This is a genomic window from Pantoea sp. SM3 (assembly GCF_000963995.1).
Classification (GTDB): Bacteria; Pseudomonadota; Gammaproteobacteria; order Enterobacterales; family Enterobacteriaceae; genus Pantoea; species Pantoea rwandensis_B.
In genome coordinates, this window is sequence record NZ_JZRD01000036.1 from 44,777 (window position 1) to 71,414 (window position 26,638).

Consider the following 26,638-nt stretch of genomic DNA (forward strand, 5'->3'; position numbering starts at 1 on the left):
CTCTTATATCACAAATTCCGATGGCTCGTCAGTAAGGCAGCCACAGAAGGTAAGCGAGCGATGCACAACTGAGAAAAATACGGCACAATACCCAGCTACGCTGGAAAGGCGTATCCCGCAAACGTTAATAACGGAATCGTTCAATGCTGAAGATCTATAACACCCTGAGCCGTCAGAAAGAGGAATTTAAACCGATCCACGCTGGTCAGATCGGCATGTACGTCTGTGGAATTACGGTTTATGACCTTTGTCATATCGGTCACGGGCGTACCTTCGTTGCATTTGATGTGGTGTCACGTTATCTGCGCTATGTGGGCTATCAGCTCAAATATGTGCGTAACATTACCGATATTGAAGACAAGATCATCAAACGCGCCAACGAGAACGGTGAGAGCATTGAAACGCTGACCAACCGTATGATCGCTGAGATGCACAAAGATTTTGACGCGCTGGGCATTCTGCCGCCGGATCTGGAGCCGCGTGCCACGCGCCATATCCCTGAAATCATCGAACTGGTTGAGCGTTTAATCGAACGTAAACACGCTTATGTGGCGGATAACGGCGATGTGATGTTCGATGTACTGAGTGATAAAGGGTATGGCGTGCTGTCGCGTCAGGATCTGACTCAGCTGCAGGCGGGTGCGCGTGTTGAAATCACCGAAATAAAACGCAACCCGATGGACTTCGTGTTGTGGAAAATGTCCAAGCCGAATGAACCAGCATGGAATTCGCCGTGGGGCAACGGTCGTCCAGGTTGGCACATCGAGTGTTCCGCGATGAACTGCAAACAGCTGGGCACCCACTTTGACATCCACGGCGGCGGATCGGATCTGATGTTCCCGCACCACGAAAACGAAGTGGCGCAGTCAACCTGTGCGCACGACGGCGATTACGTCAATTACTGGATGCACTCCGGTATGGTGATGATCGACCGCGAGAAGATGTCGAAATCACTCGGCAACTTCTTCACCGTGCGTGACGTACTGGCGCATTACGATGCGGAAACCGTGCGTTACTTCCTGATGTCGGGCCACTATCGCAGCCAGCTTAACTACGGCGAAGATAACCTCAATCAGGCACGTGCGGCGCTGGAGCGCCTCTATACCGCACTGCGTCACACCGATGCCAGCGCTACGCCAGCAGGCGGCGAAGAGTTTGAAGCGCGCTTCCGTACCGCGATGGATGACGACTTCAACACGCCGGAAGCCTACTCAGTGTTCTTCGACATGGCGCGTGAAGTGAATCGCCTTAAAACCGAAGACAAAGCCGCCTCTGATGCTTTGGCCGCGAAACTGCGTCAGCTGGCGAACGTGCTTGGCATCCTGCAACAGGATCCAGAGCAGTTCCTGCAGAGCAGCGCGCAGGTGAATGATGACGAAGTGGCGAAAATTGAGCATTGGGTCAAAGCGCGTTCTGATGCGCGTGCCGCAAAAGATTGGGCGCAGGCGGATGTTGCGCGTGACAAGCTGAATGAGCTGGGCGTGATTGTGGAAGATGGTCCGCAGGGTTCGAGCTGGCGTCGTAAGTAATCGCATCGGGTGTGCGTTTATTGGCACCCGAATAGGCAGATTGAAGGGTGCGCTTTCATCGGCACTCTGGCCGAAAATTGTAGGGTACGTATTTACGCGTACCGGAATTTCAGCCCGCAGTTGTAGGGTATGCATTTATGCGTACCTGGACTTACCGGCCGCAGAATAAAAAAGGGGCGAACCGCAGTTCGCCCCTTTTTAATTGCCTGAACGCTTAAGCTACAACAGTAATTTTAAAACCGGCAAACTCAACGTTCTGGCCTGCCACAATCTTGCAGCGCTTACGCGTTTCGACTGCGCCATCAACGCGCACTTCGCCATCTGCGATGGCGACTTTTGCCTGCGCACCGCTCTGCACCCAACCTTCAAGTTTCAGCAGGTCACACAAATCAACGTGAGCATGTTCGCCCAAAGAAAAACTGGCCATTATGCCTCCTCCACGTCGTGATACTCTTCGCACGCGACTAATGTATTTTGAATCAGAGTCGCAACGGTCATCGGACCGACGCCACCGGGAACCGGGGTGATATAAGACGCACGCTCAGACGCGCTCGCGAAATCCACATCGCCCACCACTTTACCGCTCTCCAGACGATTGATGCCAACATCAATCACCACGGCGCCAGGCTTGATCCAGTCACCGGGAATAAAGCCCGGTTTACCGACCGCCACAACCAGCAGATCGGCGTGCTCAACGTAATGACGCAGATCTTTGGTGAAACGGTGCGTGACGGTGGTGGTGCAGCCCGCCAGCAGCAGCTCCATGCTCATCGGACGACCGACGATATTGGATGCGCCAACCACCACGGCGTTCAGGCCGTAGGTATCGATATTGTAGCGCTCCAGCAGCGTGACGATGCCGCGCGGCGTACAAGGACGCAGCTTCGGCGCACGCTGGCACAGACGACCAATGTTGTACGGATGGAAGCCATCGACATCTTTGTCCGGCACGATACGTTCCAGTACTTTGACATTATCGATGCCGGCTGGCAGCGGCAGCTGAACCAGAATGCCGTCGATTTCGCTGTCATTGTTCAGCGTATCGATCAGTTCCAGCAGTTCGGCTTCGCTGGTGGTCGCAGGCAGATCGTAAGAGCGAGAGATAAAGCCCACTTCATCACAGGCGCGACGTTTGCTGGCGACATAGATCTGCGAAGCGGGGTTCTCACCCACCAGCACCACTGCCAAACCTGGTGCACGTTTACCGGCTGCCAGACGCTGCTGTACTTTTTCGGCAACCTCAAGGCGCACCTGCTGCGCAATCGTTTTACCGTCAATAATTTTTGCTGCCATCAGAGAGGAAATCCATCTGTAGAAAGTTAAATCGGGGATTGGCGCCTATTCTGTCAGAAGCGCGTCCGGCTGTCAGGTAGAGATTCATTTCGCCCGTGCGTTTCACGACTTTCCGCAGTGACGTGAGACCGCCTTAGCGCGTATTATGTCCCTCAGGAAATTATGTGGATGCCGTGATGATTTGGTTAATACTCGCCACGCTGGCGGTGGTGTTTGTTGTAGGGTTTCAACTACTGACGGCCGGTTCGCGTCATGCTGCGCAAGGGTTGAGTAAAAGGCTGCAATTGCCGCCAGTACACATCGAATCGATGCTGTCGCTGATGGGTAAGGACGCGGCGAAAGAGTTCACCGATTACATCGCGGGCGATAATGAAACCCATCTGGGCAACGGCGCAGCGGTGATGCTGATCTGGCAGGTGTTGATTGTCGATGGCAGCGACGAGAACGCAGTGCGCTGGCACGGGATTTTGACTAAGGCTGGGTTTTCAGGGCTGATCTCGCGGCAGCAACTGTTGTTAGCGTTGGGATTTCTGCGGCAGCTGGAGCCGGAGAGTGCGGAACTGCATGCGTTGCGGGAGCAGTATAATACGCGGTTTACGCAGCAGGGGATCGAGCTGGAAGGGGAATCTGGTGAGGTGAGTAATTTGGTGTCGATGAGCGAGTGGCGTAAGCGGCATTGAGGCGGAGGGGATTATTGGGCACGGCATAGGCATGGGTATCGAAGGCGGATGGCGCGAGACATGGGGCGCACTGCTCGGTCTTCAGGACGAATTGTTCAATGATTCAACACTCTGGAGCCGCAGGGCGGCAAAAACGTTGACGCGAGAGCGTGCAAACGTATAATCCGACGCAACCACTATGCGCCCTTAGCTCAGCTGGATAGAGCACCGGCCTTCTAAGCCGTAGGTCACAGGTTCGAATCCTGTAGGGCGTACCAAATTCGTAATGAGATGCCGTTCGGAGTCTCATTTTTCAAATTATCAGCTTTTTTTATTCTTCTTAAAATAAAAAAATATATTTAGTAGAATGAAAAATAGCAAACTAAATTAAAATATTGTTTTTCTCAAATTTATTTTTAATATGTGATTACTATACTTGATTTTAAAATTTAGATAGATCTCGTTGATATTACCAGGCCGTTATCAGTATGATAATAAAAACACCTTTAAGATATCTCATTTATGAAGGAATTGTATAATTAATTGATGTTTGTGAAGTGAAATCGTAAGTGCTTATCTGTAAAATTATACAGATAAGCCAAAAATTATTAACTTAACTGAAAACATTATGTGAGCAAAGTCTTTCGTATAATGTCTGTTTCTCATCTCTTTTTAGTATTGCTGAAAAATAAATATCATCCCAGATCTTATCATTTTCGATAACTATACTTCTCCATCGTGGATCTTTAAAAACGCTCATTATTTGAGTTTTAATTTGGCTGAATATTAAATTTAAAGCCTGTATCAAGTCTAATGGCATTGTAGGTATTCTTGGCAGATCTATGCTACTAATTAACTCATATTGGTGACTTGATTTTTGTTTGTCATGAATATTTCCACCATATTGAAGATGGAATACAGGACGATCACCGTTAATTTGTTTCGCATCAATATCAAAATGAAAGCGTCGAACTATATAACTTTTCCCATTATCCATCTTACATAATGAAAACCCATTCTCAGCTGTTACATCACAATTGGGTTTTGAAATGACACATAAAGAGATAGCTTGAAAAAAGTCACCATTACTGTTGAATTGTATTTCTCCACCTATTGAAAGGTGAGCTTCTGGAAAGTGTTTACAATTCATTAGCTCATTTGCGTTAATCTCAAAAGGTCCAATAGAAATGTTAAATTCCTTTAGCGCCGCCTTAACAGCTAATTGACTGTTATTGAATTTTAGTTGAGATATTACTTTCGGATCAATTATACGGCTTAGTTTTGGATTGTTGATAATATAATCTAAACATTTTCGTAAGTTATTACGATACCGTATGTAGAAAAAGTCATCATCTTTCATTTTATTTACATCATCTTATTAGACGTCAAGATAAAGTTGAGGCTCAAACCCTACAACATCATCGATTAATTCACCAGCGGTGCAACATATCCAGTGACAGCAATGATCTACCCCTCTTTCTTTATCTTTAGCTACAGTTTCAGGGAATTTATTCCCGCAAACAGGACAAACTGATTGATACTCCTCTGGAATATTTAGCTTCGCAGGAAAAACCTTCCAAGGTTCTGCGCCACCCTGCCATTCAAGAATTTCCATAATTTTATTGTATGATTGTTGAGCCCACCACTTGGGTGGAAAACTTTCGCAGAATAACCCAGTATATCTTTCTTCAGAGAATAAGTTTTCTAAAGGTTCACCATTAATAAGCCCCTCTTTAAAAAAAGACTCTGAAACGCCTAAAAGTGTTGCGAGTTCAAGGGAATTAATCAGAGGTCCTCTTTTTACTAAAAGAGTAGAGTTCACCCACTTAGTAAATTTTATTATTATAGACTCACTATCTGTTATGCTTTTAGGCTGTTCGAAATTTAACTCATTCCAAAATTCAGAAGGGGTTGCAACTTTCAAATTGGTCATTTCTTCATGAGGAACTTTTAAAACTTTAGTAATTAGTTCCTGACCTTTAAATTCAGACATGAAGTCTTTTAGAGATTTATAAGATAGGCAATCACTTGCCAAATTATCTCTTCCGGATAGTCTTGTAAGAAAACCATGAGATAATTTCTTATCGTAATGTTCACTGACTGACACATCATGATCAATTAGTTGGCTAATCAAATAACAAGGAACATCAGAAAAACGCTCTTTGCAATAGCTGGTCATAGAGTAACCAGTTCCATGATAACGTTCGCTTTTAGTATTGCTGCCACCACTCAGTTTATAATCAATTATTATCAAGTCAGGCATGATTTTAATTTGGTCATCACTTGTTTGCTTTATAAAATCCACGGGATGATAAGGAATAATATTAAATCTACCATCTTTATTCAATTGATTAACTAGTACAACTCGGACATTTGCTTGAGTATCATCAGATGAATTTAATTCATCATCAATGAAAAAAATATTGAATTTTTCAGACATAATTTTCACCTATGGTAATTGTACTTGTACTGTTGTAGCCCAGTTATCTTCTGGCTCAATAAAGCTTATTTTACCCTTGCTTTGGGAAACCATGCTTTTAACAATATTTAATCCCAAACCCGTGCCTTTACCTAATACAGCTAAATCGTCAACGTTAGTAGTGGCTTCAAGTCTTCTGTAAATTTCACCAGTAGGGTCAGTTACTAAAGGTTTGAAAACATCTTCCCATAAAGACTTATCTAAACCGACACCATTGTCTGAAATTAAAATTAATAAGTTAGATTTTCGAGATGCTGTTATCTCAATTGTGCGATGACCACTGTTTTTACTTGCCAAAACTGCTTTGATTGCGTTTGAGAGTAAATTAACTAATATTGAGTAGAAGGAAGCTTCAGGCATCGATGCGGTTTTAGTAAACTGGCTATCAATGTTTGTTGTTATTTTTATTCCATAAGCTTTTGTAATGAAAGAAAAGCCATCACAAACAGAATTCACAGCATCCAACACTCTAATTTGTTTTTGCTCAAGTTTATGGGTAGATGAGAAAATCCCAATTAGTTTTTCAAGAGATACAAAATCCTCTCTCGTTTGCCTCATTGAAGTGGCAATATCTTTCAACCATGTAATATCAATTGCACTTTCTTGGTTGTTTTCTATCCATTGCTCAATACTACCAGCATTTGTGTCAAGCTTTGAAACTAATCCTCTAAACTCATGTGCAAACACAAAAAATAATGGGCCTGCTGAAGCGATTGAACGTAATAAATTCAACTCTTTTTCATTTACACTGAATTCAGTCGATAATAGTTTTGTTGCCTTTTCTAAAGTTTGATCTTGAGTTTGCTCGATTGGGCTATTCGAATGGCGTTCATAGTTAACTGCATTGCGAATAATTTTAAATGCTTCAGAAACTCTTGCTTCTCGGTTAATCAATTTATCTATAGGCTGAGTATCAGATAGGGCCTTATCGAAATCACTTCTAACTTTTTCTGCTTCTTCGTCAGCATAAAGAAGCTTAAACGATGAATATTGAATGGTCATCCATTCAATTGCAGATCTTAATACTTCTCTAAGTTCCTCAAAAGCTTTGTTTTCAATAAATCCTTCTCTATTTAGTTTAGTGAGAAATTTTGTACTATTATTGGCATCAAGCTTAACACTACCAATTAGCATTTTGTTTGGAAATAAATCAAGCATAGTTCTTTTTGGGTCAAGGCCGTAACTTTCAGCTATGAAACTTAATTCATCATTATCAATCTTAGCTTTACGTCGTCCCACATCCTGATCAAGGTTTAACCAATCATCGCCTGCTTGCCCATAGGGGTATACTCTGAATCCTTCACTGTAAATTTTGATGCCTGAATGGACTTCCCTAATTGGCCGTATCACTTTCAAAGGAATTATGTCAGGCCTTCTTAAATAACTGCTCCTGTCTGGAAAGTATGATATGTCAAATGCAATTTTTGATAAGTCAGGATAGAGTTTCGCTAACGTATACTTTTTTACACCCAATGTTTTTGCATCAAGTATAAGTTCAATTTCACCAGTTTGGGTTACCTCCGCGTTAAGTCTTCCCCACGAACCATTAAGAATTTCATCATTAAGGTCCAGATTATCTTCAGAGCCAAATTCATTTGATAAAACTCTTATTTCAAATCCGGAGTCTTCGATAAAACCATCACGTTTTACTGGTGTTGTTAAAGATAATGAGGCTAGCTCTTTTAGCAGTCCTTTATAAGAAACTTGGCTCCATTTTTCCTTTAAATCTAATAATGTAATTACAGTGCCAGTTTGTAGTGATTGATCACTAACTGTGTAATGAGTTGCTTTGAAAGAAACTTTAATAAGCTCACTTTCGGTTTTAAATTCAACCCATTTGACTGTTATAGATGTTATTTCATAAGTGCTAGGTGATATTAGCTTTGTTGTTTCAAGATTGATTGTGTCAGAAAGCTTTTGACAAGCAAATCGCCCAATACCCTTACTTCCTGTTTTACTTCTTCCATATTTTTCAGTAATGGGATTTCGTTCCTTATTGGAAGTTGATATTCTCATCCAATTGTTTTTAAAGTCCTCCCATGACATACCCTCACCTTCATCTCTTATAATTATTTTACTGGCGCTTGATATATCTTTTATGTTTTCTAATTTAATTTCTACAAATGAAGAGTCCGCATCATAACTGTTTTTAATAAGCTCTGAAAGTGCAAGATAGTTTTTTGTAACTAACTTTTCACCAAGCTCTGATAAAAGCCTGCCGTCAATTGAAAAACTGAGATCTTCTTCAAAAATCATAGACTATTTCCTTTTATTTATGTTCTATTTAATCCTAAATATCGTTCTTGGCGTAATTTTTCAACTGCAGTTGAAAATAATTTCATGATCCTAGAGTCAATTTCTAATGAATCAACTATTACTTTATCAACAATTGATTGAGCATCAACTACTGAGCCGTTTATCAATAAATTATCAATTGATTTGTAATGTTCGTTAAGCGCAAGTATAAGTTTTGGAGTAAGTAAAACCTGTATTTTCTTCGCTGCACTTGGTTCAAGTTTTAAAACTCCAGACCCATATGCTCTACCTTCCATTTCAGCCGATAGTTGAGAAAATGATGAGAGCATCGACATCGCAATTGCCTTTTGCTCAATTGAGCTTATGTCTTTTCTGAAAAAAACCCGATGGATTGAATTAGTACAAGTGATTTTTGATAAATTGATTACCAATCGAGGTGTTTTATGAATCATATAAGTCAGAAATGCATCAGGATAACGATTATCATCTGGGTAATACCAATTAGGCCTTTTTGAAAAGGTTCTATTATTAATTCTGTTTTTCTTGCTTACTTTAGATAAATAATTTCTAATCGTAGAGTGTTTTTCTAGAATGCTGGTCGGACATACCAAATATGATTTGTGGTTTTCTTCTTGAATTTTTAAATGCCTAGTTTTTGTATGAATCAATCCACTCAAACTTGAAAATCTACCTATTACAGGTCTCAAATCCTCATTTTTTAAACTGTTTTTTTCAGCCGTTTTTTTATCTATTATAAATGTTTTGTTATCACCAGTAACCATGCCAATAACTATTTTAGATAATTCCCCTAAGGGAACACACATTGAAGATGATTTTATTAAATTGAATTCATTAATGGTTTTTTCAGAAATGATTGTTGATTTGTAACTTACTTGTTTGATTGAGTTTAATTTAATGTCTTTACATAATAACTCTAATTCTTTAGAACCATATACCGAGGAGTAGCCAATAATTGCTGATTCTTTCTTTTCTTGAGAAAAGTTATCCGCAAATAAAATGACTGAAATTTCATCGGCATCATCACCTTGAAAAAATCTTTCTCCTAGTTTGACAATTTTTACTGTTGAAAAATGTCTGCAGTATATTTTCAATATTGCATTTGCATAATCGGCATGTAAAAGACTGCTGGGTAAAACCCAAACCGATCTCCCACCAGATTTGATGAATGATAGGCTATGCAGAAGGAAAAATGACCATAAACTTGCATTTCTACCTAGGGTATCATCGGCAAATTCAGATTCCTTTAACAATTTAAAACAACTTTCCTTTTGGGTTTTTGACATATTGTGCATTGAAACATATGGCGGATTGCCTAAAACAACATCAAATCCAACATGCTTAAAATCATGACTTTTAGTTTGGATGAAATCTTTATAAAGAAAATGCCTTTTAAAATTACTAAGATCTGCGAAGTTTTCTTTTAAAAAATTAAAAGCAGTTGCATCAATGTCTACACCATAAAGCTGGGACTTTGGATGGATACTACCCAAATCAGTAAGTCTCTCAACGCTAGCCTCTAAGAATCCACAACCACCAAAACTTGGCTCTAAAATATGGTCATTAGGCATTCTTATAGCCCAATCGCAAAGCACTTTGCTTAGGTTGTTTGGAGTGTAATAAGCACCAAGTGCTTTCTTTTGAGACTTTGAGTGATTATTCATGGGTGATAGTTTTTTTCATATATTAATTTTTTACTTAATTAATTACTAGTGTTTAATCCAAGAAATGTTCTTTCAATAGCGATGCAACTTTACCTGATATGGAGCTGTTCTTAAATAATGATTTAGTAAAAAGTATACTGTTATTCATTTTGCCAAAATATAGTTTTCCTGTTTCTTTTGATAAGCTTTCCTCTTTTAGATGGACATTGATCATTCCGTTGGATATTGCTTTCTCTCTTTCTCGGGCCCATAAAACTTTGATTAATCCCTTATCAATATCATCAATTACAAAATACATTCTCAATGAAGTGAATATAAGCCAGCACTGTTGTGTTTCACTTTTGAAAATCAAAAGGCTATTCACTTTTCCCAACAATTCATTGGGCTGGAATTTCTCGAATTGACTAATCGATTTAATGATGTCTTTTTCATGGCTGAAAGATTTTCTACCTAGTAAAAATTCCAGGTTCATTTTGTTTTACTCCGTAACTTTTATTTTTTCTTTGGAAAGCTCATTGTTGGATGATGTTAATAACCTTGGGATTACTGTAGGCCATATTGCACCAACAAAAATACAAGATATTTTCTTTATTTCAAAAATACCTATCCCGGCACCTATAAGCGCACCAATGCCGGCCCCTGCTCCCCACATCAGTATCACTAACACTCCCCCAGGCCAATTATAGGAAAGCTTAAGGAAACTTGTATTTTTTGTAGTTTTAGACGTTAGGAAATCCAGGGTAACAATTAGTAATCCATAAATTGATGCCGAAAGTGAAAAGGTTACAAGTGAAAAATCACCTTGAATCGATTCGCTCTTCCCAAAAGCAAAAAGTAACACCGAAGTAATAATGTCCATTGGGCTTTATCCATTTTCATATTTGAGAAACTAACTAAATTTGCAAGCAATGATATATTTTAAAAAATTTAGTGAAAATCATTGCATACGCTACCGCCCTTCTCCGCAACCAAGGAGCATTGGGGGACCAATTTAGTAATGTAATTTCTTGAAAATACTAAATCATACCGTTTGATAGTGGATTTGTATCCCTAAAAGTTAAGTTATCATCATACTTAAAAGAAAATAATTTTTTGCGTTTTTCTAACTACCTACCATGGTTAAAAAGTGATCTATCGAGGGGGCTGAATGTAGCTTTTTACTTTGAAAATTCAACTTGTAGTGATCTCCAATCAACGGCAAATCCTCCCTCAACGTCCCCAGCAAATACTCCACAAAAACCCTTACCTTACTGTTCGCCGTCTGCTTCGTTGCGAACACCGCACTTACCGGCATCGATCCCACTGCAAACTCCCTCAGCACCGGCACCAATGCCCCTGAAGCCAAATCCGGCCCCGCCAGCCAGGCCGGAAACTGCGTAATGCCCAATCCTGCCAGCGCAGCGGCGCGTTGCTGCTCACCATCATTGCTTTGAAACCGTCCTTGAGGCATCAGCGTAATCGCCTTACCGTGTCGGTCCACAAACCGCCACGGATGCATGCCGCGCCCGGCATTAAATGCAATGCACTGATGCTCGCTCAGTTCAGCAGGGGAAGCGGGCACGCCATACTTCGCCAGATAATCCGGGCTCGCCACTGTGATCAGCGGGCTGTCGGCCAGCTTGCGCTGTGTTAACGCTGAATCCTGCAGTTCGCCATGACGGATGGCGACATCGATATTCTCTTCAATCAAATCCACATGCCGCTCGGAGACGCGCAGTTCCACATTAAGCGACGGGTAGCGCGCCAGCAGCGCGGGCAGGCGCGGCACGATGTAGAAGCGGCCGAACACCGGTGCCACTGAGATACACAGTGTGCCTGCCGGTTCATCTGCGCCATATTTGACGTTTAATTCAAGCTGCTCGAATTCATCGCGCAGGCGCAGCGCACCGTCATAAAAGGTTCGGCCTGAGTCGGTTAAGGCAATGCCGCGTGAGGAGCGTTTCAGTAGCGGGTGATTGAACTGCTTCTCCAGCGCGGCGATCTGTTTGCTGACCGCAGATTGCCCGATACCGGCTTCTTTGGCGGCGGCGGAGAAACTGCCGCATTCGACCACGCGCAGAAACAACCGGATAGCATCAAGTCGATCCATTCAGTAGTCCTGCTGGGAATAGTTGGTATTCCATTAAGCCAGCTAGTTGCGAAAATTGGAATGGCATAAGGTGGCTCCACACCCTTTTACCGGAGCAACTCATGAACAAGACACAGCATCCCTTAACCGGTCACGATCAGTTGCAAGTGCAGCAATCACTGGCCGAACAGCAAACGCATCGCGCGAACTTTACTGGCTCAATGCGCGCGTATTATGACGAGATGACCGCGGAAACACCATTGGCAGCAGGTGTGCGCAGTGAGCAAGCCTCAGATTCTGGCTGGTGGTTGCATCCGCAGGAGACACGTACCGAACAGGTTATCGTGTTTATCCATGGAGGGGCGTATATGCTCGGCAGCGCGCAGGCTTATCGCGGGTTCGCCAGCCAGCTGGCGGTGCGCACGGGTTATTCTACTTTTGTGCTCGACTATCCGCTGGCACCAGAACATCCATTCCCGGCCGCGCCGGATCGGGTGATTGAGCTACTAAAGAGTCTCATCGACAGCGGCATTGAACATATCGCGCTGGTGGGCGATTCAGCCGGGGCTGCGCTATCACTGGTGGCGCTGCAACATCCGCAGCTGGTTAAGAAAATCCGTGCTGCGGTGCTGTTTTCGCCGTGGACCGATCTGACCTTCAGCGGCGCTTCGTTTAACGATCCCAATACGCGTGATCCGATTTTCCAGCCATCTATCCTGCGCGATGCCGCTGCGGCTTATTTGCAGGACATATCGGCGGAAGATCAACGCGCCTCACCGCTGTTTGCCCAGTACAGCATCTTGCCACCACTGGCGATTCAGGTCGGCACTGAAGAACTGCTGCTGGATGACGCCACGCGCTTAGCGGCGCAATTAGCTGAGCAGGGCGGTGAAGTGCAGTTGGATATCTATCAGGGCATGCACCATGTGTTTCAGCGGGACATCCGCCTGGATGCCGCACGTCACGCACTGGATATCGCCGCCAGTTTTATTCGCCAGCATCAGTAACACTTCGCGAGCCCGGCCAGAGATTTCCGCAACCCAGGCCGGGCACAAATCTCCTCCTCTCATCCCCCCATCACATTTATTTTAGCAACCGCCACATCCACCGATATAACCGTTAAGGGATCGTTTCCGGAGAGGGGGGCTGGTGAGGCAATGGCGAGTCAACTTGGCGCTGATGCCTGACGGCGCACGTCAACTCACCCAGTCGCTCTACTTTATCGGTCAATGCGCGGGACGGGGTGAAAAATGGAAAAGGTACTGATTGTTGATAATCATCCAATCACGCGATTAGCGCTCAAGCTAGTCATTGAACAAGACAATCGGGTAGTCGTAGGGGAAGTGGGCGATGGCATTCAGGCCATCCAGTGGGTGAAAAAACTGCAGCCGGATTTAGTGATTATTGATATCGACATCCCGGTGCTCAACGGTATCGATGTCATTAAGCGCGTGCGCCAGAGCGGGCACAAGAGAGGCATTCTGGTGCTATCCGGCAAGGACAGCGAGCACTATATCCGTCGCTGTGCCACGGCGGGTGCCAACGGATTTATCAGTAAGTGCAAAGAGTTAACCGAGCTGAGAGATGCGATTCGCGCCATCAGCAAAGGATATGCCTTTTTCCCGATGAATGGTGCGCGTCAGGGCTTGCATCTTGAGGATGAAAACAGTGACCAGCGCAAGATTGACGAGTTGTCGCCCAAAGAGCTGGATGTGTTACGTCAGCTGGCGCGCGGGGAGAAAGTGGTGGATATCGCGCGAGGTATGAACATCAGCGATAAGACCGTCAGCACCTATAAAAGCCGTCTGATGTTGAAGCTGGAGTTAAAGAATCTGGTGGATGTGCTCGATTTTGCCCAGCGGCATAATCTGGATTAAGGCGCAGCGGCAGTTTACGCGCTGAACTCTTCTGTCAGAAAGGTTTCGATAGCCTGATTCAACACATGCACGCAGCCCAGCGTTTCATCGAGCATCTGGCCGAGATGACGTTCATCGGCTGGGGCGCCACAGGCTTGCTCTAATTCGCGGCACTGATCGGCAATCGAGAGTGCGCCAATGATCTGCACCGATCCCGCCAGGCGATGCAGGCTGCGTTCCAGCGCGGGCCAGTCGCGATTGTCGAAACAGGCGCAGGCCACCTGCATATCCTGCAGGTTTTCATCGCGAGTGGCGTTGAGCAGGCGCTGCAACATTTCGTTGTCCTGATGAGCCAGTTCGCGCAGGGCGTTGAGATCGAGCAGGTGATTCAGCGCGACATGGCCGGGATAGGGCACAACCGCCGGGCGCGGCACTTTTTGCAGCAATGCTTCCAGCTGCGGCAGGCGCAACGGTTTGAACAGGCAGTCATCCATGCCCGCTTCAAGGCAGCGGGAACGCTCTTCTGGCTGGGCGTTGGCGGTCAGTCCCATGATGGTGAGTGGTTCACGCTGCTTCTTACGCAGTTCGCGCGTCAGAGTGAAGCCATCCATCACCGGCATGCTGCAATCGGTGATCACCAAATCAATCTGGTTTTCCTGCCACAGCCACAGCGCCTGTTCGCCATCCTCGGCTTCGATCACTTTGTGCCCAAGGCGAGTAAGTTGGCGTTTCAGCAGCAGGCGGTTGGCAGGATGATCATCCACCGTGAGGATGGTTAACGGCAGGCCGCAGGCATCCTGTTGGCGTATCGGTTCAACCGGCGCATTGACCGCCTCACGGCAATCCACCGGGATGCGCACGCAGATGCGGGTGCCGCGCCCCGGCTGGCTGTGCAGCGACAGGCTCCCCGCCATCATCGCCACCATCTGCTCGCAAATCGCCAATCCGAGGCCGGTGCCGCGCTGTTTTTTGCCCGATGCGGACTGTTCGTAAGGATTGAATATCAGCTGCTGATCCTCTTCACTGATGCCGATGCCGGTATCCTGCACCGTGAGTTCCAGCGTGGCGCGATCGCCTTCGCCCGGTTTGCTGCGCACCTGGACTTCCACCGTGCCGCGCTCGGTGAATTTGATGGCATTGCTGATCAGATTGGAGAGGATTTGCCGCAGACGCATCGGGTCCAGCAGCAGTTCGTCCGGATGCAGTACGTCAACCTGATAGTGCAGCAGCAATCCTTTCTGACGCGCCAGCCCTTCGAACACGCGCACTACCGGTTCGGCCAGCGTATCGAAGCGTACCCATTCCGGTGACAGTTCCAGCTTGCCCGATTCGATTTTTGCCATGTCGAGGATATCGCCAATCAGCCCCATCAGCGATTGCGCGGATTCATAGGCGACGCGCACCGATTCTTTATCGCACGGCTGTTGCAGGCGGTTGGCGACCGCCAGCTCCAGCAAGCCAATAATCGCGCTGATCGGTGTGCGGATTTCGTGGCTCATGGTGGCGAGGAAGGTACTTTTGGTGCGGTTGGCCTGCTCGGCACGTTCGCTGGCCTGCAGCAGATCGCGGGTGAGCTGTTCATGTTCCGTCACGTCCTGCCAGCTGCAAATCATACCGGCGATGTTGCCGTGATTATCGCGAAACGCCTCCGCGCGGTGGATGACATCACGCAGTTCGTGGCCGTTATCGATCTGACCGCGCTGCGGCGCCATCTCCAGTGAGGTTTGCTCGGCCAGTGAGGACATTTGCGCCTGGCACAGGGCGTGCAACGGGTGCGCGCTGTCGCTGAGCGGCAGCTGGCTGATATTAGAATGTCGATCGTTGAAGAACTGGCTCCAGGCCGGATTCTTGTTGGTCATTTCCCCTTTGTGATTGATGACGTAGATCGGCACCGGCGTACCATTGAACAGGGTTTTCTGGAAGGTGGCTTGCTCCTGCAGCCGCGCCTGTGCCTCTTTACGCTGACGCACCGCGCGATGCAGATGGTAGTTCCAGAACAGTGAGGTGATCACCAGCACCGCGAAGATCCCGGCCAGCCAGTAGAATTCGTGACGATAGGCCATCCAGGTATCGAGTTTGACATCGGGTGTGCCTTGCCATTTCATCGCCAGTAGCGAGATGTCGCGCGGCGGGATGGTTGCCAGTACCTTGTTCAGAATACTCAGCAACTCCGGGTTATCACGCCCTACGGCAAAGGCGATCCGCGCGGGATTTTCCCCGAGGCGCGAGACAATCTGCAGTCGATTACTGAAGTAGCGATCAATCATATAGCGCGCGGCAATCAGGTTATTCACCGCGCTATCTACCCGACCTTCATTCACCATCTGCAATGCAATACTGGCGTTCTCAACGGTGATCAATTTGATGTGGGGAAAATTTTCCGTCAGCCAACTGGTAAGTTCGTGCTGGGGTGTGATCGCCAGCGTGTCGGTGTCATTCAGTGTTTTGGGGGCGCCCAGCGTGTTTTTGCTCACCAGCACATACGGCGGCAGCACATAAGGATGAGAAAAAAGGGCGCGTGCTTCACGCTGCGGGCTGTGGGACAGCGAGCCAACCAGCTCAACGTCATGGCGGCTCAGCTGGTCGAACATCGCGTTGACAGAGGAGGCCTCCACCATAGTGAAGTCAATGCCGGTGCGCAGATGAATCAAGCGCAGTAAGTCTGCGGTCATACCGTTAAATTTGTTGTGCCGATCTTTCAGCGTGAAAGGCGCATCGAGCGGGTTCATCACCACGCGCAGCGTCTGGTGCTGAGCCAGCCAGCGCCGCTCACGGTCAGTGAGTTGCAGAGGCGGTGCCGCCATCATCGGAGGCATGCTTTGCACCCATTGATGGAAGATGGCTTTGTGCTGCTGCAAGGGAATGGCATTCAGCACTGCATTGACGCCCCGATACAGTGGCGCATTGCGGATGGGCAAGACAAAGCGCGGTCCGGCATCGGTGGGCTCAAAAATGCGAATCACGGAAAGCGTTGAGGCGTAGTTGCGCTCAATCAGGTAGTTGGCGGTGTTGAGATTGCCAATAAAGTAGTCGTTTTCGCCAAAGGCTAATGACGCCAAAGCGCTGAGCGCAGAAGGATAGCGGGTGATTTTCGCTTCCGGATAGCGCGCCTCAATCCAGGCATCGCTCAGGTAGCCGCGCGGCATGGCGATCTGCATCGGGGAGTTGTCATCACTCATTTCAGACATGATGTTATCGCGTGACACCATCGCAGGGTAATCCGAGGCAAACGGAGTACTCAACAACAGCTCTGCGGCAGAGGGTTCCGGGCTGCCGGCACTGTCCACCAGTATATCCACCTTGCCTTGCTGCAAGGCATCGAGCGCAGCACTGCGGCTGCTGTAATAGTGCGTGTTGATGTGCAAACCGAGGTAATGCAGGACCAGAGCCGTGTAGTCAGCGGAGATCCCTTCCAGCGTGTTGGCATCGATGACCATATCGAAAGGCGGATTTTCTGGCGCGTAGAGGGCGACGCTGACTTCGCGTTTTTCGCCCAGCCAGCGCCAGTCGTTGTCGGGCAGATCAAAGGTCAGCAGGACATTTTGTTCACGACTGACCAACTGCATGGTGCGCGGATCTTCAGCCCTGATTGGCTGACTCAGCAGGCAGAATATCAAACCCATCAGGCAGAGTAATTTAACCATGATGAGGTCAGGCGATATTATTTCGTTTGGCAAACTCGTAAAGGCCGACCATATTTTGAATATCGAGCTTTTCCATTAACCGGCGTTTATAAGTGCTGACGGTTTTATCGCTGATCTTCATCCGTTGTGCCATTTCCACCACTTTCATGCCTTTGGATAAATACACCAGCACCTGCAATTCTTTACTGGAGAGATTAGCAATTTTATTTTTGTCTTCCTGAATATCATCCGGTAAACCCTGACGTCGGCGATTTAAAGGAAAGAAGCCATATCCGGCATTAATCGCGCGAATGGCGTCGTGCAATTCGGTCATGTTATTGCGTTTGCTAATAAAGCCATCGGCACCAGCGGTGGCGCTGCGCTTGATGTAGTGGTCAACGTCTTTGCCAGTCAGCACCAGAATGCCGCCGCTAAAGCCGTTGTGGCGCAGTCTTTGCACCAGATCGATGCCGTTGTAAGAGGGCATATCGATATCCACGATGATCAAATCCGGTGACAGTTTTTTGGTTAAGGCTAATGCTTCAAACCCGTCATCCGTTTCGCCCACCACATTCATGTTGTCCGTTTCAAGCAGCAGTCTTAATGCCATCCGAACGACGGGATGGTCATCAACGATGAGAACTTCCTTCATATAGCTGTCCTGTTTATTGCGGTGAATGGAATATTAATAAGGATTGGTTTTATTGGTTAGCGGATTTTAAGAGTAAAGTTTAAATGGCGCAAATAATTATTTTGTAAGGTTTTCCTGATGCAATAAATATCATGACCTGACGTGTTATTTATATATTTACTATGGTTTTTGCTCAGTTTTCTATTTTATGAGGTGAGTCGTTTAAAGTAAGTGAAGTCATTGGGCGTTGAGCTGATGATTTCGCTATGTAAGTAGCAAGAACATTATCGCTGTAGATAAAGGTTAAGTTGAGCAGGTAGTGATCTTAACGGGGCGAAACGAGGAATAAAGGTGTTTCGACGTAAAGGCGAAGTGTGACTTTGTTTAGATTGGGTTTAATTTTCACCTGAAGGTAAAGTTACTTATGTGGCCCTAAGAGTAACGTCATGAAATGTCACTGCACTGATAGTCATCACAGTAAGCAATCTTGCATAAATAAAGGGATTTATGAAGTTAACTTGCTGTTTTAATTGATTTAACTGGTGGTTTTCACTGTGGTTTTTAATCGGGAAATAAAGCGTCATCACCTCTGCTTCCCAGATTGTGATTAATTCGATATTGAATGGTGATTAGCGATATTAATTAACGGTCTTTTCAACTAAAACATGACCCCGGTCATCTCGGTACAAATTAACAATATTAAACTGGGTTTTTGTTTTTATTCTCCTTTTTTCAGTTTATTGCCAACCGCACGGGGTGAAATATGACCGTTGTTCCTTTCCGTCCAGAGCCATCAGATTCATCTGATCGGCCCTTATATCAGCTCGAGAGTGCCAGGGCCTTTGCTCGCCTAAACAGTTCGCCCAGCAGATTGCAGAGCGAGGAGGCGCAGTCGCGTCTTGCGACCCATGGCCGCAATGTGCTGCCACAGAAAGCCGGGAAATCGATACTGATGCGTTTTCTGGCGCACTTTAAAGATGTGCTGATCTACATCCTGCTGGCGGCAGCGCTGATCACCGCGGTGATGGGCCATTGGGTGGATACCTTTGTCATTCTCGGCGTTGCTGTCATCAACGCACTGATTGGATTTATCCAGGAAAGTAACGCCGAGAAGTCATTGAAAAGCATTCAGAACATGCTCTCGAACGAAGCAATGGTATTGCGGGATGGACGGCAGATCACTGTGCCGACCGAAGAACTGGTGGTCGGTGACGTGGTGCTGCTGCGGCCTGGCGACAAGATCCCTGCCGATCTGCGTATGTTCGACGTGCACAATTTGCGAGTAGAAGAAGCCATTCTCACCGGGGAATCCACGGTGGTGTCCAAATTGAGCGACGCGCTGGAGGGCGAAAAGTCGCTGGGCGATCGGCTGAATCTGGCTTATTCCGGTACCACGGTGAGTTCTGGCACTGCCGCAGGTGTGGTGATCGCCACTGGCGGTGATACCGAGTTGGGGCACATCAACGCGATGATCTCCTCCATCGAAGAGGCAAAAACCCCACTGCTGGTGCAGATTGAAAAACTCGGCAAAGCGATTTTCTACATCATTCTGCTGATGATGGCCGCGCTGTTCGTGTTCGGTTTTCTGCTGCGCGATATCCCGCTGGCGGAACTGCTGCTGGCGGTGATCAGCCTGGCGGTTGCGGCGGTGCCAGAGGGTTTACCGGCGATCATCTCGATCATTCTCTCACTTGGCGTGCAGTCAATGGCGCGCAATCACGCCATCATTCGTAAGCTGCCGACGGTAGAAACCCTCGGTGCCATGTCAGTGATCTGCTCGGATAAGACCGGCACGCTGACCATGAACGAAATGACGGTGAAAGCGCTGGTGCTGGCGAATAGCCACTGGCGTATCAGTGGCAACAGCTACGAGCCGAAAGGGGAGTTTCAGCTGGAGAGTGGACAGCGCGATGAGGCGCTGCTCAACGGCTTTTTACAGACGGTAGATATCTGCAACGAGAGCCAGTTGAGGCAGGATAAACAGGGCCATTGGGGGATTGTCGGTGGCCCCACCGAGGGCGCGCTCAAGGTGCTGGCGGCGAAAGCGGGCATCAATTCGGCAAGTGTGCAGGTGCTGAGCAAGCTGCCGTTCGATTCGGCCTACAAATATATGGCCGTGAGTTGCCTGATTGATGGCAAAGCGTGCCTATTGCTGACCGGCGCACCGGATGTGTTGCTCGCGCTGTGTCAGCAGCAGCAGGGCGCGCAGGGTGCCGAAGCGCTGGATCGCGACTACTGGAACGCCGCGATCACCACTTATGCCAGCGAAGGGCTGCGCACCGTGGCCGCGGCCTGGCGCTGGCTGCCGGAAGGGCAGCAGCAGATCGATCATGCCGATCTGCGTGAGGGCATGATGATGCTGGGTCTGGCGTGCATGATGGATCCGCCACGTCCCGAAGCGATTACCGCCATACGTGACTGCCAGCAGGCGGGGATTCGCGTCAAAATGATCACCGGCGATCACCCGGAAACGGCGATGGCCATCGGGCAAATGTTGGGGATAGGCAACAGTGACAGCGCCATCACCGGTTATCAGCTTGAGCACATGGACGATGCAGAACTGAGTAAAGCGGCGCGCGAGTACGATATTTTCGCGCGTACCAGCCCGGAACATAAGCTACGTCTGGTGAAAGCGCTTGCGGAGAGCGGGGAGATCGTCGGCATGACCGGTGATGGCGTGAATGATGCGCCTGCGCTGAAACAGGCCAATGTCGGCATCGCCATGGGCATCAAAGGCACTGAAGTGACCAAAGAGTCGGCGGACATGATTCTGGCGGATGATAACTTCGCGACTATCGCGGCGGCGGTGAAAGAGGGGCGTCGTGTTTACGATAACCTGAAGAAAACTATCCTGTTTGTGATGCCGACCAACCTCGCGCAGGGGCTGTTGATCATCATCGCGATTCTGATGGGCAATCTATTGCCGCTGACACCGGTGCAGATTCTCTGGATGAATATGGCGACTTCGGCAACGCTCTCATTTGGGCTGGCGTTTGAAGCCGCCGAGCGCAATATCATGCGTCGGCCGCCGCGTAATGTGCGCAGCCATGTGATGGACGGATACGCCATCTGGCGAGTGGTTTTCGTCGGCCTGCTGATCTCGATTAGCGCCTTTGTGCTGGAAGCCTGGCTGCAACCGCGCGGTTATTCGCCGGAGTTCATTCGTACCGTGCTGTTGCAGATGCTGGTCACTGCCCAGTGGGTGTATATGCTCAACTGCCGTAACAGCGATGGCTTCTCGCTGGATGCCGGTTTGCTTAAAAACCGCGGTATCTGGCTGGTGACGCTGGTGCTGGTGGCGTTGCAGGCGATGATTATCTATCTGCCGCTGATGAACACGCTGTTTGGCACCGAGCCGTTGCCAATTAAATATTGGTTTATCTCGCTGGCGGCCAGCGCCGGGATTTTCGTGCTGGTGGAAATCGAGAAGCAGCTAACGCGCGGCTGGCGCGTCGCCCGTTAGCTCACTCTGGCTGGCGCAGTGCCAGCCAGACTTTTTTCAGCAGGAAGGTGAGGGGGATCGCCAGTATCGCGCCGGTGATACCGAGCAGCGCTTGCCAGAACAGGAAGGCGAGCAGTTGCACGGTCAGGGTGAGATTGAGGCGCTTGCCGAGCATCAGCGGCTCCAGCACCGAACTGAGTAGCAGGTTCAGCACCACAAAGAATCCCACCATCATCAGGCTGGTTTGGGTATCGAACAGGATAAAGGTCTGGATCACTGGCGGAATCGCCGCCAGGAAGGACCCGAGCACCGGAATGTAGTTGAAGATAAACATCAGCACGCCCCATAAAAAGGCGAACTTCAATCCCAGCAGATGCGCAACGCCCCAGACAATCACGCCGCCCAGCAGGCCGGTCAACGTTTTCACTCGCGCATAGACAATCACACTCTGAATCCCTTCTTCCAGCGCGATAAACAGTGCGGAGTGCTGTTTGCTGGCGCGCAGCGTGCGTTTCAGCAGCGGCAGTTCAATCAGCATAAACAGCAGCATCAGGAACACCATCAGCCACCACGAAAGCAGGCCGGGGATTAACGACAGTTGCGTCGTGACAAAGCGCACCACGGCACCGGCATCGACAAAATTCAGCATCTCATCGGCGGTAAGCACAATGCCCATCTGGCTCAGGGAAAGCGTCAGGTATTGCAGTTTGGCTGCCACCAGATTGGGTGCTTGTCGGCTCAGTTTGATCAGATCCGGAGCGGAGGCGCTCAGTGACATGATGGTGATGACGATCAGCAGCAGCAGGATGGCAATCACCAGCAGAGAAGAGAGCGTACGCGGGATGCCGCGTCGTGCCAGACGGCTAATCAGCGGATCCAGCATCACAGCAAGAAATATCGCCAGCAGTACCTGGTTGATCAGTGGCGCGCCAAGTCGCAGCCCAAATAACACGAGGGTCAGACACGCGAGCAGAATAAGCGTCTGCGCCAGCGGCGCGAAAGATTTTAACCAACCCTGGTACATCGATGCAGTTCTCCGGTAAACCGGCGGCTGCTGTGCGCAGCAACCGCCTGACAGGGAAACGCCTTACTCGCGCGATTTCCCCTCTTCAATCACTTCTTCGTCGATTTCCTCAACGTTTTCGCGGTTGTCGCGCCCGGAGAGCAGGTTCCAGCAGGCGATAAACAGCGCGGCAATCAACGGGCCGATAACAAAGCCATTGATACCATAGACTTCCATGCCACCCAGCGTCGAGATCAGGATCAAGTAGTCAGGCATTTTGGTGTCTTTTCCGACCAGCAGCGGACGCAAAATATTGTCCACCAGACCCACAATCACCACAAAGAAGCCGACCAGGAACAGGCCTTTCCACACCGCGCTGGTGGCGAAGAAGAAGATGGCGGCTGGCACCCAAACGATGGCAGAACCGACCGCCGGAATCAGCGACAGGAACGCCATCAATGCACCCCACAGCAAGCTGCCGTCAATGCCGGTGAACCAGAAGGCAAGACCGCCCAACACGCCCTGAACCACCGCGACCACCACCGTGCCTTTGACGGTAGCGCGTGAGACGGCGGCAAATTTCACCATCAGGTGATGCTTCACATAGGTAGAGAGCGGCAATGCTTCCAGTATCAGATTCACCAGCCATGGGCCATCCTTCAACAGGAAGAACAGCAGATACAGCATCACGCCGAAGCCAACCGTAAAGGTGAATGTCCCTTTACCGATCATGAATACGCTACCTGCCATGTATTGGCCGCCTTTGAGGGCAAACTCAGACAGTTTCTGCTGAATCTGGCCGGCATTGTTCAGGTTGTGCTCCGCGAGATAACTCTGCGCCCAGTTCGGTAAGTGCTGCATTAATTCGGCAAACACCGTCGGGAACTGTGACGAACTGTTCTGCAGTTTGGTGTACACAGTATTGACTTCAACTACCATCGACGAGGTGATAATCGCTAATGGCGTGAACACGATCAGGCAGATGATCGCCAGAGTGGCAAAGGCAGCGAGCCCGTTACGATCGCCCATTTTACGGCGCAGCAGCGACTTCAGCGGATGGAAGATCACCGCCAGAATGGCTGCCCAAAAAATGGCAGAAAAGTAAGGTGTCAGCACATCAAAAAAGGCGTAGGTGACTATCGCCAAAATAACAATAAAGAAGCCGAAGTTAAGTCCTTTAATACGCATTCAATAGTCTCGTCAGTAAACGTGGCGATTGAACTATAGAACGTGAAACGCGGAATGTAATGCTTTTAGGCCACGCGTGCGGACATCGGATGTCCTGATCTGTCCTGCTGATGTCTGCCAGCGGGCTGGCGCAAAGATTGAATCACGGTGATGATGATGAAAAATCTGATGGGAGATGAGCGATGCTGGAATTACGCCCCAACTGTGAATGCTGTGATAAAGACTTACCGCCGGACTCACCGGATGCGCGTATCTGCTCGTTCGAATGCACCTTCTGTGTCGAGTGCGTGGAAACGACGCTGAACCACCGTTGTCCGAACTGTGAGGGTGAGCTGGTGCGCCGTCCGGTGCGTCCGGCGGCGGCGTTGGCACGCCATCCGGCTTCGACCACGCGTCATTTATCGGCTACCCCAACGCGCTGAATCCACTGGCACCGTTGCGCCTCGCTCAGGTGTTTAATGCCGTGCTGGCGCAGCAACGTGCGGGAGATGGGGACTTAGCGTAGCCGTTTTAACCAACCGTGATCCCCCTCAGGCTGGCACTGACTATTATTCTTTCCACGATTTCTTCCCGCGGAAATAAACAGTAGCGGTAACGTAATATTCTTACGCTGACAGCGAAGTTGAAATAAAAATCCGATAATCGATATAGAACCTGAACTATATTTAGCGCGATATTAATCACGATTGTGAATTAATCGGGATGCGTCGCTATTTTCGCTAATTAATGCCTGGTGAATTGATGAATAACGCTGAAGTCTGGTGGGGGAAACGCTTTGCTGAAGCATTTTTAACAAAATAGCATTGATTTGGCAGTGTTTTATCGCCTGGTGGCTGTGTGGTTATCGCGGGTAGTCGGTTCATTTCATTCCACTGCGCGAGCACGAAATTTATCAAACTGCTATTCTGGTCAGAGCACAGACCTTATTTGTACTTCAGAACCGTCGCACAGCAGATTATTTTTCTGCGCCGTTTTATTTTTACGGTTTTTTCCGAAAAGCAGGGGTTTTTAAAAGAATTTTGCATTTTAAAATGGTATTGTTTATCCGCAATGCTAGTGATGTGGCGTTGTGTGCTTCAGTTTTACCCTCAATTTTAGGGTTTACCCGCTTTATGCAATTTATGGAAATAGCCTTCTCCACCCGATCCTCGCGATCGGGTTTCTTTCCTCCCCGCTATAGCATGAATCCGCTGACTTTAAGACCAGATAATGTCAGAAAAGATACAACCGTTAAGAAATCGCTAATTTGTAGTAATTTAATGTAAGTCTGCGGTTTTTAAGAGTTTTGGAAATCCTCTTTTGTTTTTAATTGGTGAATAGTGTCTCTCGACGGCGCAGTAACTGCCGTTATCATTGGAGGCAACATCATGAAAAAAACAACATTAAGTCTTATTGCGTCATTTATTGCATGCAGCACACTGTTCTCTTCCGTTTCCTGGGCAGATGGCCCGGGCGACCAGCGCTGGCAGCAGCACGGCGGCGACCAGCATCAGGATCATGGACGTGGCCCTGACCATGGCGGCGATCGCGGCCCCGATCATGGCTACAACCATGGCCCGGACCGTGGCCCGGATCATCATGACCGTTATGCCGACCATCGTGGCCCAGATGGACACCATGACGGTGATCACTTCGCCTGGAACGGCCACGATTTCCGTCGCGGACACCCAATGCCGCCAGAATTCCGCGGCCCGCACTATCGCGTAGATGACTGGCGCGAACGCCGTCTACCAGAGCCGCCACGCGGTGAGTACTGGTCTTACGTTGACGGCAATTACGTCCTGATTGCTGCCGCCACTGGCGTGATCACCTCGCTGTTGCTGAACGGCGCGTTCAACTAATCTCTCCCACGGATGGCTACGGCCATCCGTGTTTCTCTCTGCTTTCTGCCTTCACCAGGTTATTCTCTATGCGACCCTTTTTTCCCTACAACGCGCTAAGGAGTCATGATGACCGTGGTAAAAATGGTGGCAGTAGACAAGGACGGCACCTTTCTCGACGATAAAAAGCAGTACAACCGGGCTCGTTTTCAGGCTTGTTATCAGGAAATGAAACGGCGCGGCATCAAATTTGTGGTCGCCAGTGGCAACCAGTATTACCAACTCAAATCCTTCTTCCCCGATATCTCCAGCGAAATTGCCTTCGTCGCCGAAAACGGTGCATGGATCATCGATCGCGATGAAGAGCTGTTCTGCGGCGCGTTCAGCCGTGACGATATCGATGCGGTACTCGATACCCTGCACAACGGGCACTACCCGGAACTGCGTTATATCCTTTGTGGACGTGAAAGTGCCTACTACTTCGAAGGTCTTGAGGAGAGCTGGCTGGTGAAGATGCGCCACTACTGCCACCGTCTGAAACCGATTCGCAGCCTCGATGAGGTCGCGGATGACAAACTCTTCAAGTTCGCCCTCAATCTCTCCGATGATTATGTTGAACCGTTAATGGCCGATATCGAACGCCTGCATCAGGGTTCGGCCGCAGCGACCTCCAGCGGCCACGGCTCAGTGGATCTGATTGTGCCTGGCAATCACAAAGGCCATGGGCTCGATCTGCTCGGTAAACGCTGGGGCATCGATCGCAGCGAGATTTTGGTGTTTGGCGATGGCGGTAACGATCTGGAGATGTTGCAGCAATCGGGCTTCAGCTTCGCCATGGCGAATGCCCCTCAAAAAGTGAAAGACGCCGCACGCTATGAAGCGCCCAGCAATAATGAAGAGGGTGTGCTGCAGGTGATCGAACAGATGCTGGCAGGCAAACCGCCGTTTACCCTCTGAGCGTCATCTGACACGTCATTCATTATTTGCTTTGTTGATGCGCTGGTCATATACAGGCGCGGTGAGATGAAGCAGCGCGACATGGCGCGGTAAAGTGGCGGAAGAGTGATGGTGTGCGGGCGTGCTTTGTGAAGTGAACCCCGAAAGTTGGA

Annotated in this window: 21 protein-coding genes and 1 tRNA gene; 9 read left to right on the forward strand and 13 right to left on the reverse strand. The window is 48.4% G+C overall.

Annotated features, from left to right (window positions below; translation table 11 throughout):
• Nucleotides 1–143: 143 nt before the first annotated feature.
• A complete protein-coding gene (cysS, locus tag VI01_RS19630; RefSeq protein ID WP_045816356.1) occupies nt 144–1,529 on the forward strand; it encodes a cysteine--tRNA ligase in 1,386 nt (461 codons plus the stop codon).
• Between the two features lie 214 nt (nt 1,530–1,743).
• On the opposite strand, the gene ybcJ is transcribed toward cysS, so the two are convergent.
• Both ybcJ and folD read right to left on the reverse strand, forming a co-directional pair.
• Nucleotides 1,744–1,956 carry a ribosome-associated protein YbcJ gene (ybcJ, locus tag VI01_RS19635; RefSeq protein ID WP_038648448.1) on the reverse strand — a complete coding sequence of 71 codons (213 nt, stop codon included), beginning with the start codon at nt 1,954–1,956 and terminating at the stop codon, nt 1,744–1,746.
• The gene (gene folD / locus VI01_RS19640) at nt 1,956–2,822 is read right to left on the reverse strand and encodes a bifunctional methylenetetrahydrofolate dehydrogenase/methenyltetrahydrofolate cyclohydrolase FolD (RefSeq protein ID WP_045816357.1); all 867 of its coding nucleotides are present in this window, start codon (nt 2,820–2,822) and stop codon (nt 1,956–1,958) included. Before folD ends, ybcJ begins: the two co-directional genes overlap by 1 nt.
• 176 nt (nt 2,823–2,998) lie before the next feature.
• On the opposite strand from folD, the gene VI01_RS19645 reads away from it, so the two are divergent.
• On the forward strand, nt 2,999–3,502 hold the full coding sequence (locus VI01_RS19645; protein WP_045816375.1) for a DUF1198 family protein: 504 nt from the start codon (nt 2,999–3,001) through the stop codon (nt 3,500–3,502).
• Nucleotides 3,503–3,682: 180 nt separating this feature from the next.
• Nucleotides 3,683–3,759: transfer RNA gene (locus tag VI01_RS19650), tRNA-Arg, on the forward strand.
• A 335-nt stretch (nt 3,760–4,094) separates the two neighbouring features.
• Here VI01_RS19650 and VI01_RS19655 read toward each other — a convergent pair.
• The 7 genes from VI01_RS19655 to VI01_RS19685 all read right to left on the reverse strand — a co-directional run bounded on the left by VI01_RS19655 (nt 4,095) and on the right by VI01_RS19685 (nt 11,987).
• Complete coding sequence (locus VI01_RS19655) at nt 4,095–4,841, reverse strand: hypothetical protein (RefSeq protein ID WP_045816358.1); 747 nt, start codon at nt 4,839–4,841, stop codon at nt 4,095–4,097.
• A gap of 18 nt (nt 4,842–4,859) precedes the next feature.
• Nucleotides 4,860–5,921, reverse strand: coding sequence for a hypothetical protein (locus tag VI01_RS19660; RefSeq protein ID WP_045816359.1), 1,062 nt, complete (start codon nt 5,919–5,921; stop codon nt 4,860–4,862).
• Nucleotides 5,922–5,930: 9 nt separating this feature from the next.
• Complete coding sequence (locus VI01_RS19665) at nt 5,931–8,216, reverse strand: sensor histidine kinase (RefSeq protein WP_045816360.1); 2,286 nt, start codon at nt 8,214–8,216, stop codon at nt 5,931–5,933.
• Between the two features lie 17 nt (nt 8,217–8,233).
• The gene (locus tag VI01_RS19670) at nt 8,234–9,898 is read right to left on the reverse strand and encodes an N-6 DNA methylase (protein WP_045816361.1); all 1,665 of its coding nucleotides are present in this window, start codon (nt 9,896–9,898) and stop codon (nt 8,234–8,236) included.
• A 52-nt stretch (nt 9,899–9,950) separates the two neighbouring features.
• Nucleotides 9,951–10,370: a hypothetical protein gene (locus VI01_RS19675; protein WP_045816362.1), complete on the reverse strand. Its 420-nt coding sequence runs from the start codon at nt 10,368–10,370 to the stop codon at nt 9,951–9,953.
• Nucleotides 10,371–10,376: 6 nt separating this feature from the next.
• Entirely contained in the window at nt 10,377–10,757 is a 381-nt protein-coding gene (locus tag VI01_RS19680) for a hypothetical protein (RefSeq protein WP_045816363.1), read from the reverse strand.
• Nucleotides 10,758–11,000: 243 nt separating this feature from the next.
• Nucleotides 11,001–11,987: a LysR family transcriptional regulator gene (locus VI01_RS19685; RefSeq protein WP_052697017.1), complete on the reverse strand. Its 987-nt coding sequence runs from the start codon at nt 11,985–11,987 to the stop codon at nt 11,001–11,003.
• A 101-nt stretch (nt 11,988–12,088) separates the two neighbouring features.
• Here VI01_RS19685 and VI01_RS19690 point away from each other — a divergent pair, with 101 nt between their 5' ends.
• Together VI01_RS19690 and VI01_RS19695 are read left to right on the forward strand one after the other, a co-directional pair.
• Nucleotides 12,089–12,973: an alpha/beta hydrolase gene (locus VI01_RS19690; protein ID WP_045816364.1), complete on the forward strand. Its 885-nt coding sequence runs from the start codon at nt 12,089–12,091 to the stop codon at nt 12,971–12,973.
• A gap of 243 nt (nt 12,974–13,216) precedes the next feature.
• A complete protein-coding gene (locus tag VI01_RS19695; protein WP_045816365.1) occupies nt 13,217–13,843 on the forward strand; it encodes a response regulator in 627 nt (208 codons plus the stop codon).
• A gap of 14 nt (nt 13,844–13,857) precedes the next feature.
• Here VI01_RS19695 and VI01_RS19700 read toward each other — a convergent pair whose 3' ends face one another.
• Nucleotides 13,858–17,466, reverse strand: a complete 3,609-nt coding sequence (locus VI01_RS19700) for a transporter substrate-binding domain-containing protein (RefSeq protein ID WP_045816366.1) — start codon at nt 17,464–17,466, stop codon at nt 13,858–13,860.
• 7 nt (nt 17,467–17,473) lie between these two features.
• Nucleotides 17,474–18,097 carry a response regulator gene (locus tag VI01_RS19705; RefSeq protein WP_045816367.1) on the reverse strand — a complete coding sequence of 208 codons (624 nt, stop codon included), beginning with the start codon at nt 18,095–18,097 and terminating at the stop codon, nt 17,474–17,476.
• Nucleotides 18,098–18,839: 742 nt separating this feature from the next.
• Between VI01_RS19705 and VI01_RS19710 the strand changes: the two genes are divergently transcribed.
• Nucleotides 18,840–21,539: a cation-transporting P-type ATPase gene (locus VI01_RS19710; RefSeq protein ID WP_045816368.1), complete on the forward strand. Its 2,700-nt coding sequence runs from the start codon at nt 18,840–18,842 to the stop codon at nt 21,537–21,539.
• 1 nt (nt 21,540) lies between these two features.
• Here the strand turns inward: VI01_RS19710 and VI01_RS19715 are convergent, their stop codons facing one another.
• On the reverse strand, nt 21,541–22,542 hold the full coding sequence (locus tag VI01_RS19715; RefSeq protein WP_045816369.1) for an AI-2E family transporter: 1,002 nt from the start codon (nt 22,540–22,542) through the stop codon (nt 21,541–21,543).
• Between the two features lie 63 nt (nt 22,543–22,605).
• The gene (locus VI01_RS19720; protein ID WP_045816370.1) at nt 22,606–23,709 is read right to left on the reverse strand and encodes an AI-2E family transporter; all 1,104 of its coding nucleotides are present in this window, start codon (nt 23,707–23,709) and stop codon (nt 22,606–22,608) included.
• Between the two features lie 182 nt (nt 23,710–23,891).
• Between VI01_RS19720 and VI01_RS19725 the strand changes: the two genes are divergently transcribed.
• The 3 genes from VI01_RS19725 (at nt 23,892) to VI01_RS19735 (ending at nt 26,486) form a co-directional block, all read left to right on the forward strand.
• Nucleotides 23,892–24,131: a DUF1272 domain-containing protein gene (locus tag VI01_RS19725; RefSeq protein ID WP_045816371.1), complete on the forward strand. Its 240-nt coding sequence runs from the start codon at nt 23,892–23,894 to the stop codon at nt 24,129–24,131.
• A 945-nt stretch (nt 24,132–25,076) separates the two neighbouring features.
• Nucleotides 25,077–25,550 carry an RcnB family protein gene (locus tag VI01_RS19730; protein ID WP_045816372.1) on the forward strand — a complete coding sequence of 158 codons (474 nt, stop codon included), beginning with the start codon at nt 25,077–25,079 and terminating at the stop codon, nt 25,548–25,550.
• 108 nt (nt 25,551–25,658) lie between these two features.
• Nucleotides 25,659–26,486, forward strand: coding sequence for a Cof-type HAD-IIB family hydrolase (locus tag VI01_RS19735; protein ID WP_038648371.1), 828 nt, complete (start codon nt 25,659–25,661; stop codon nt 26,484–26,486).
• Nucleotides 26,487–26,638: the final 152 nt, after the last annotated feature.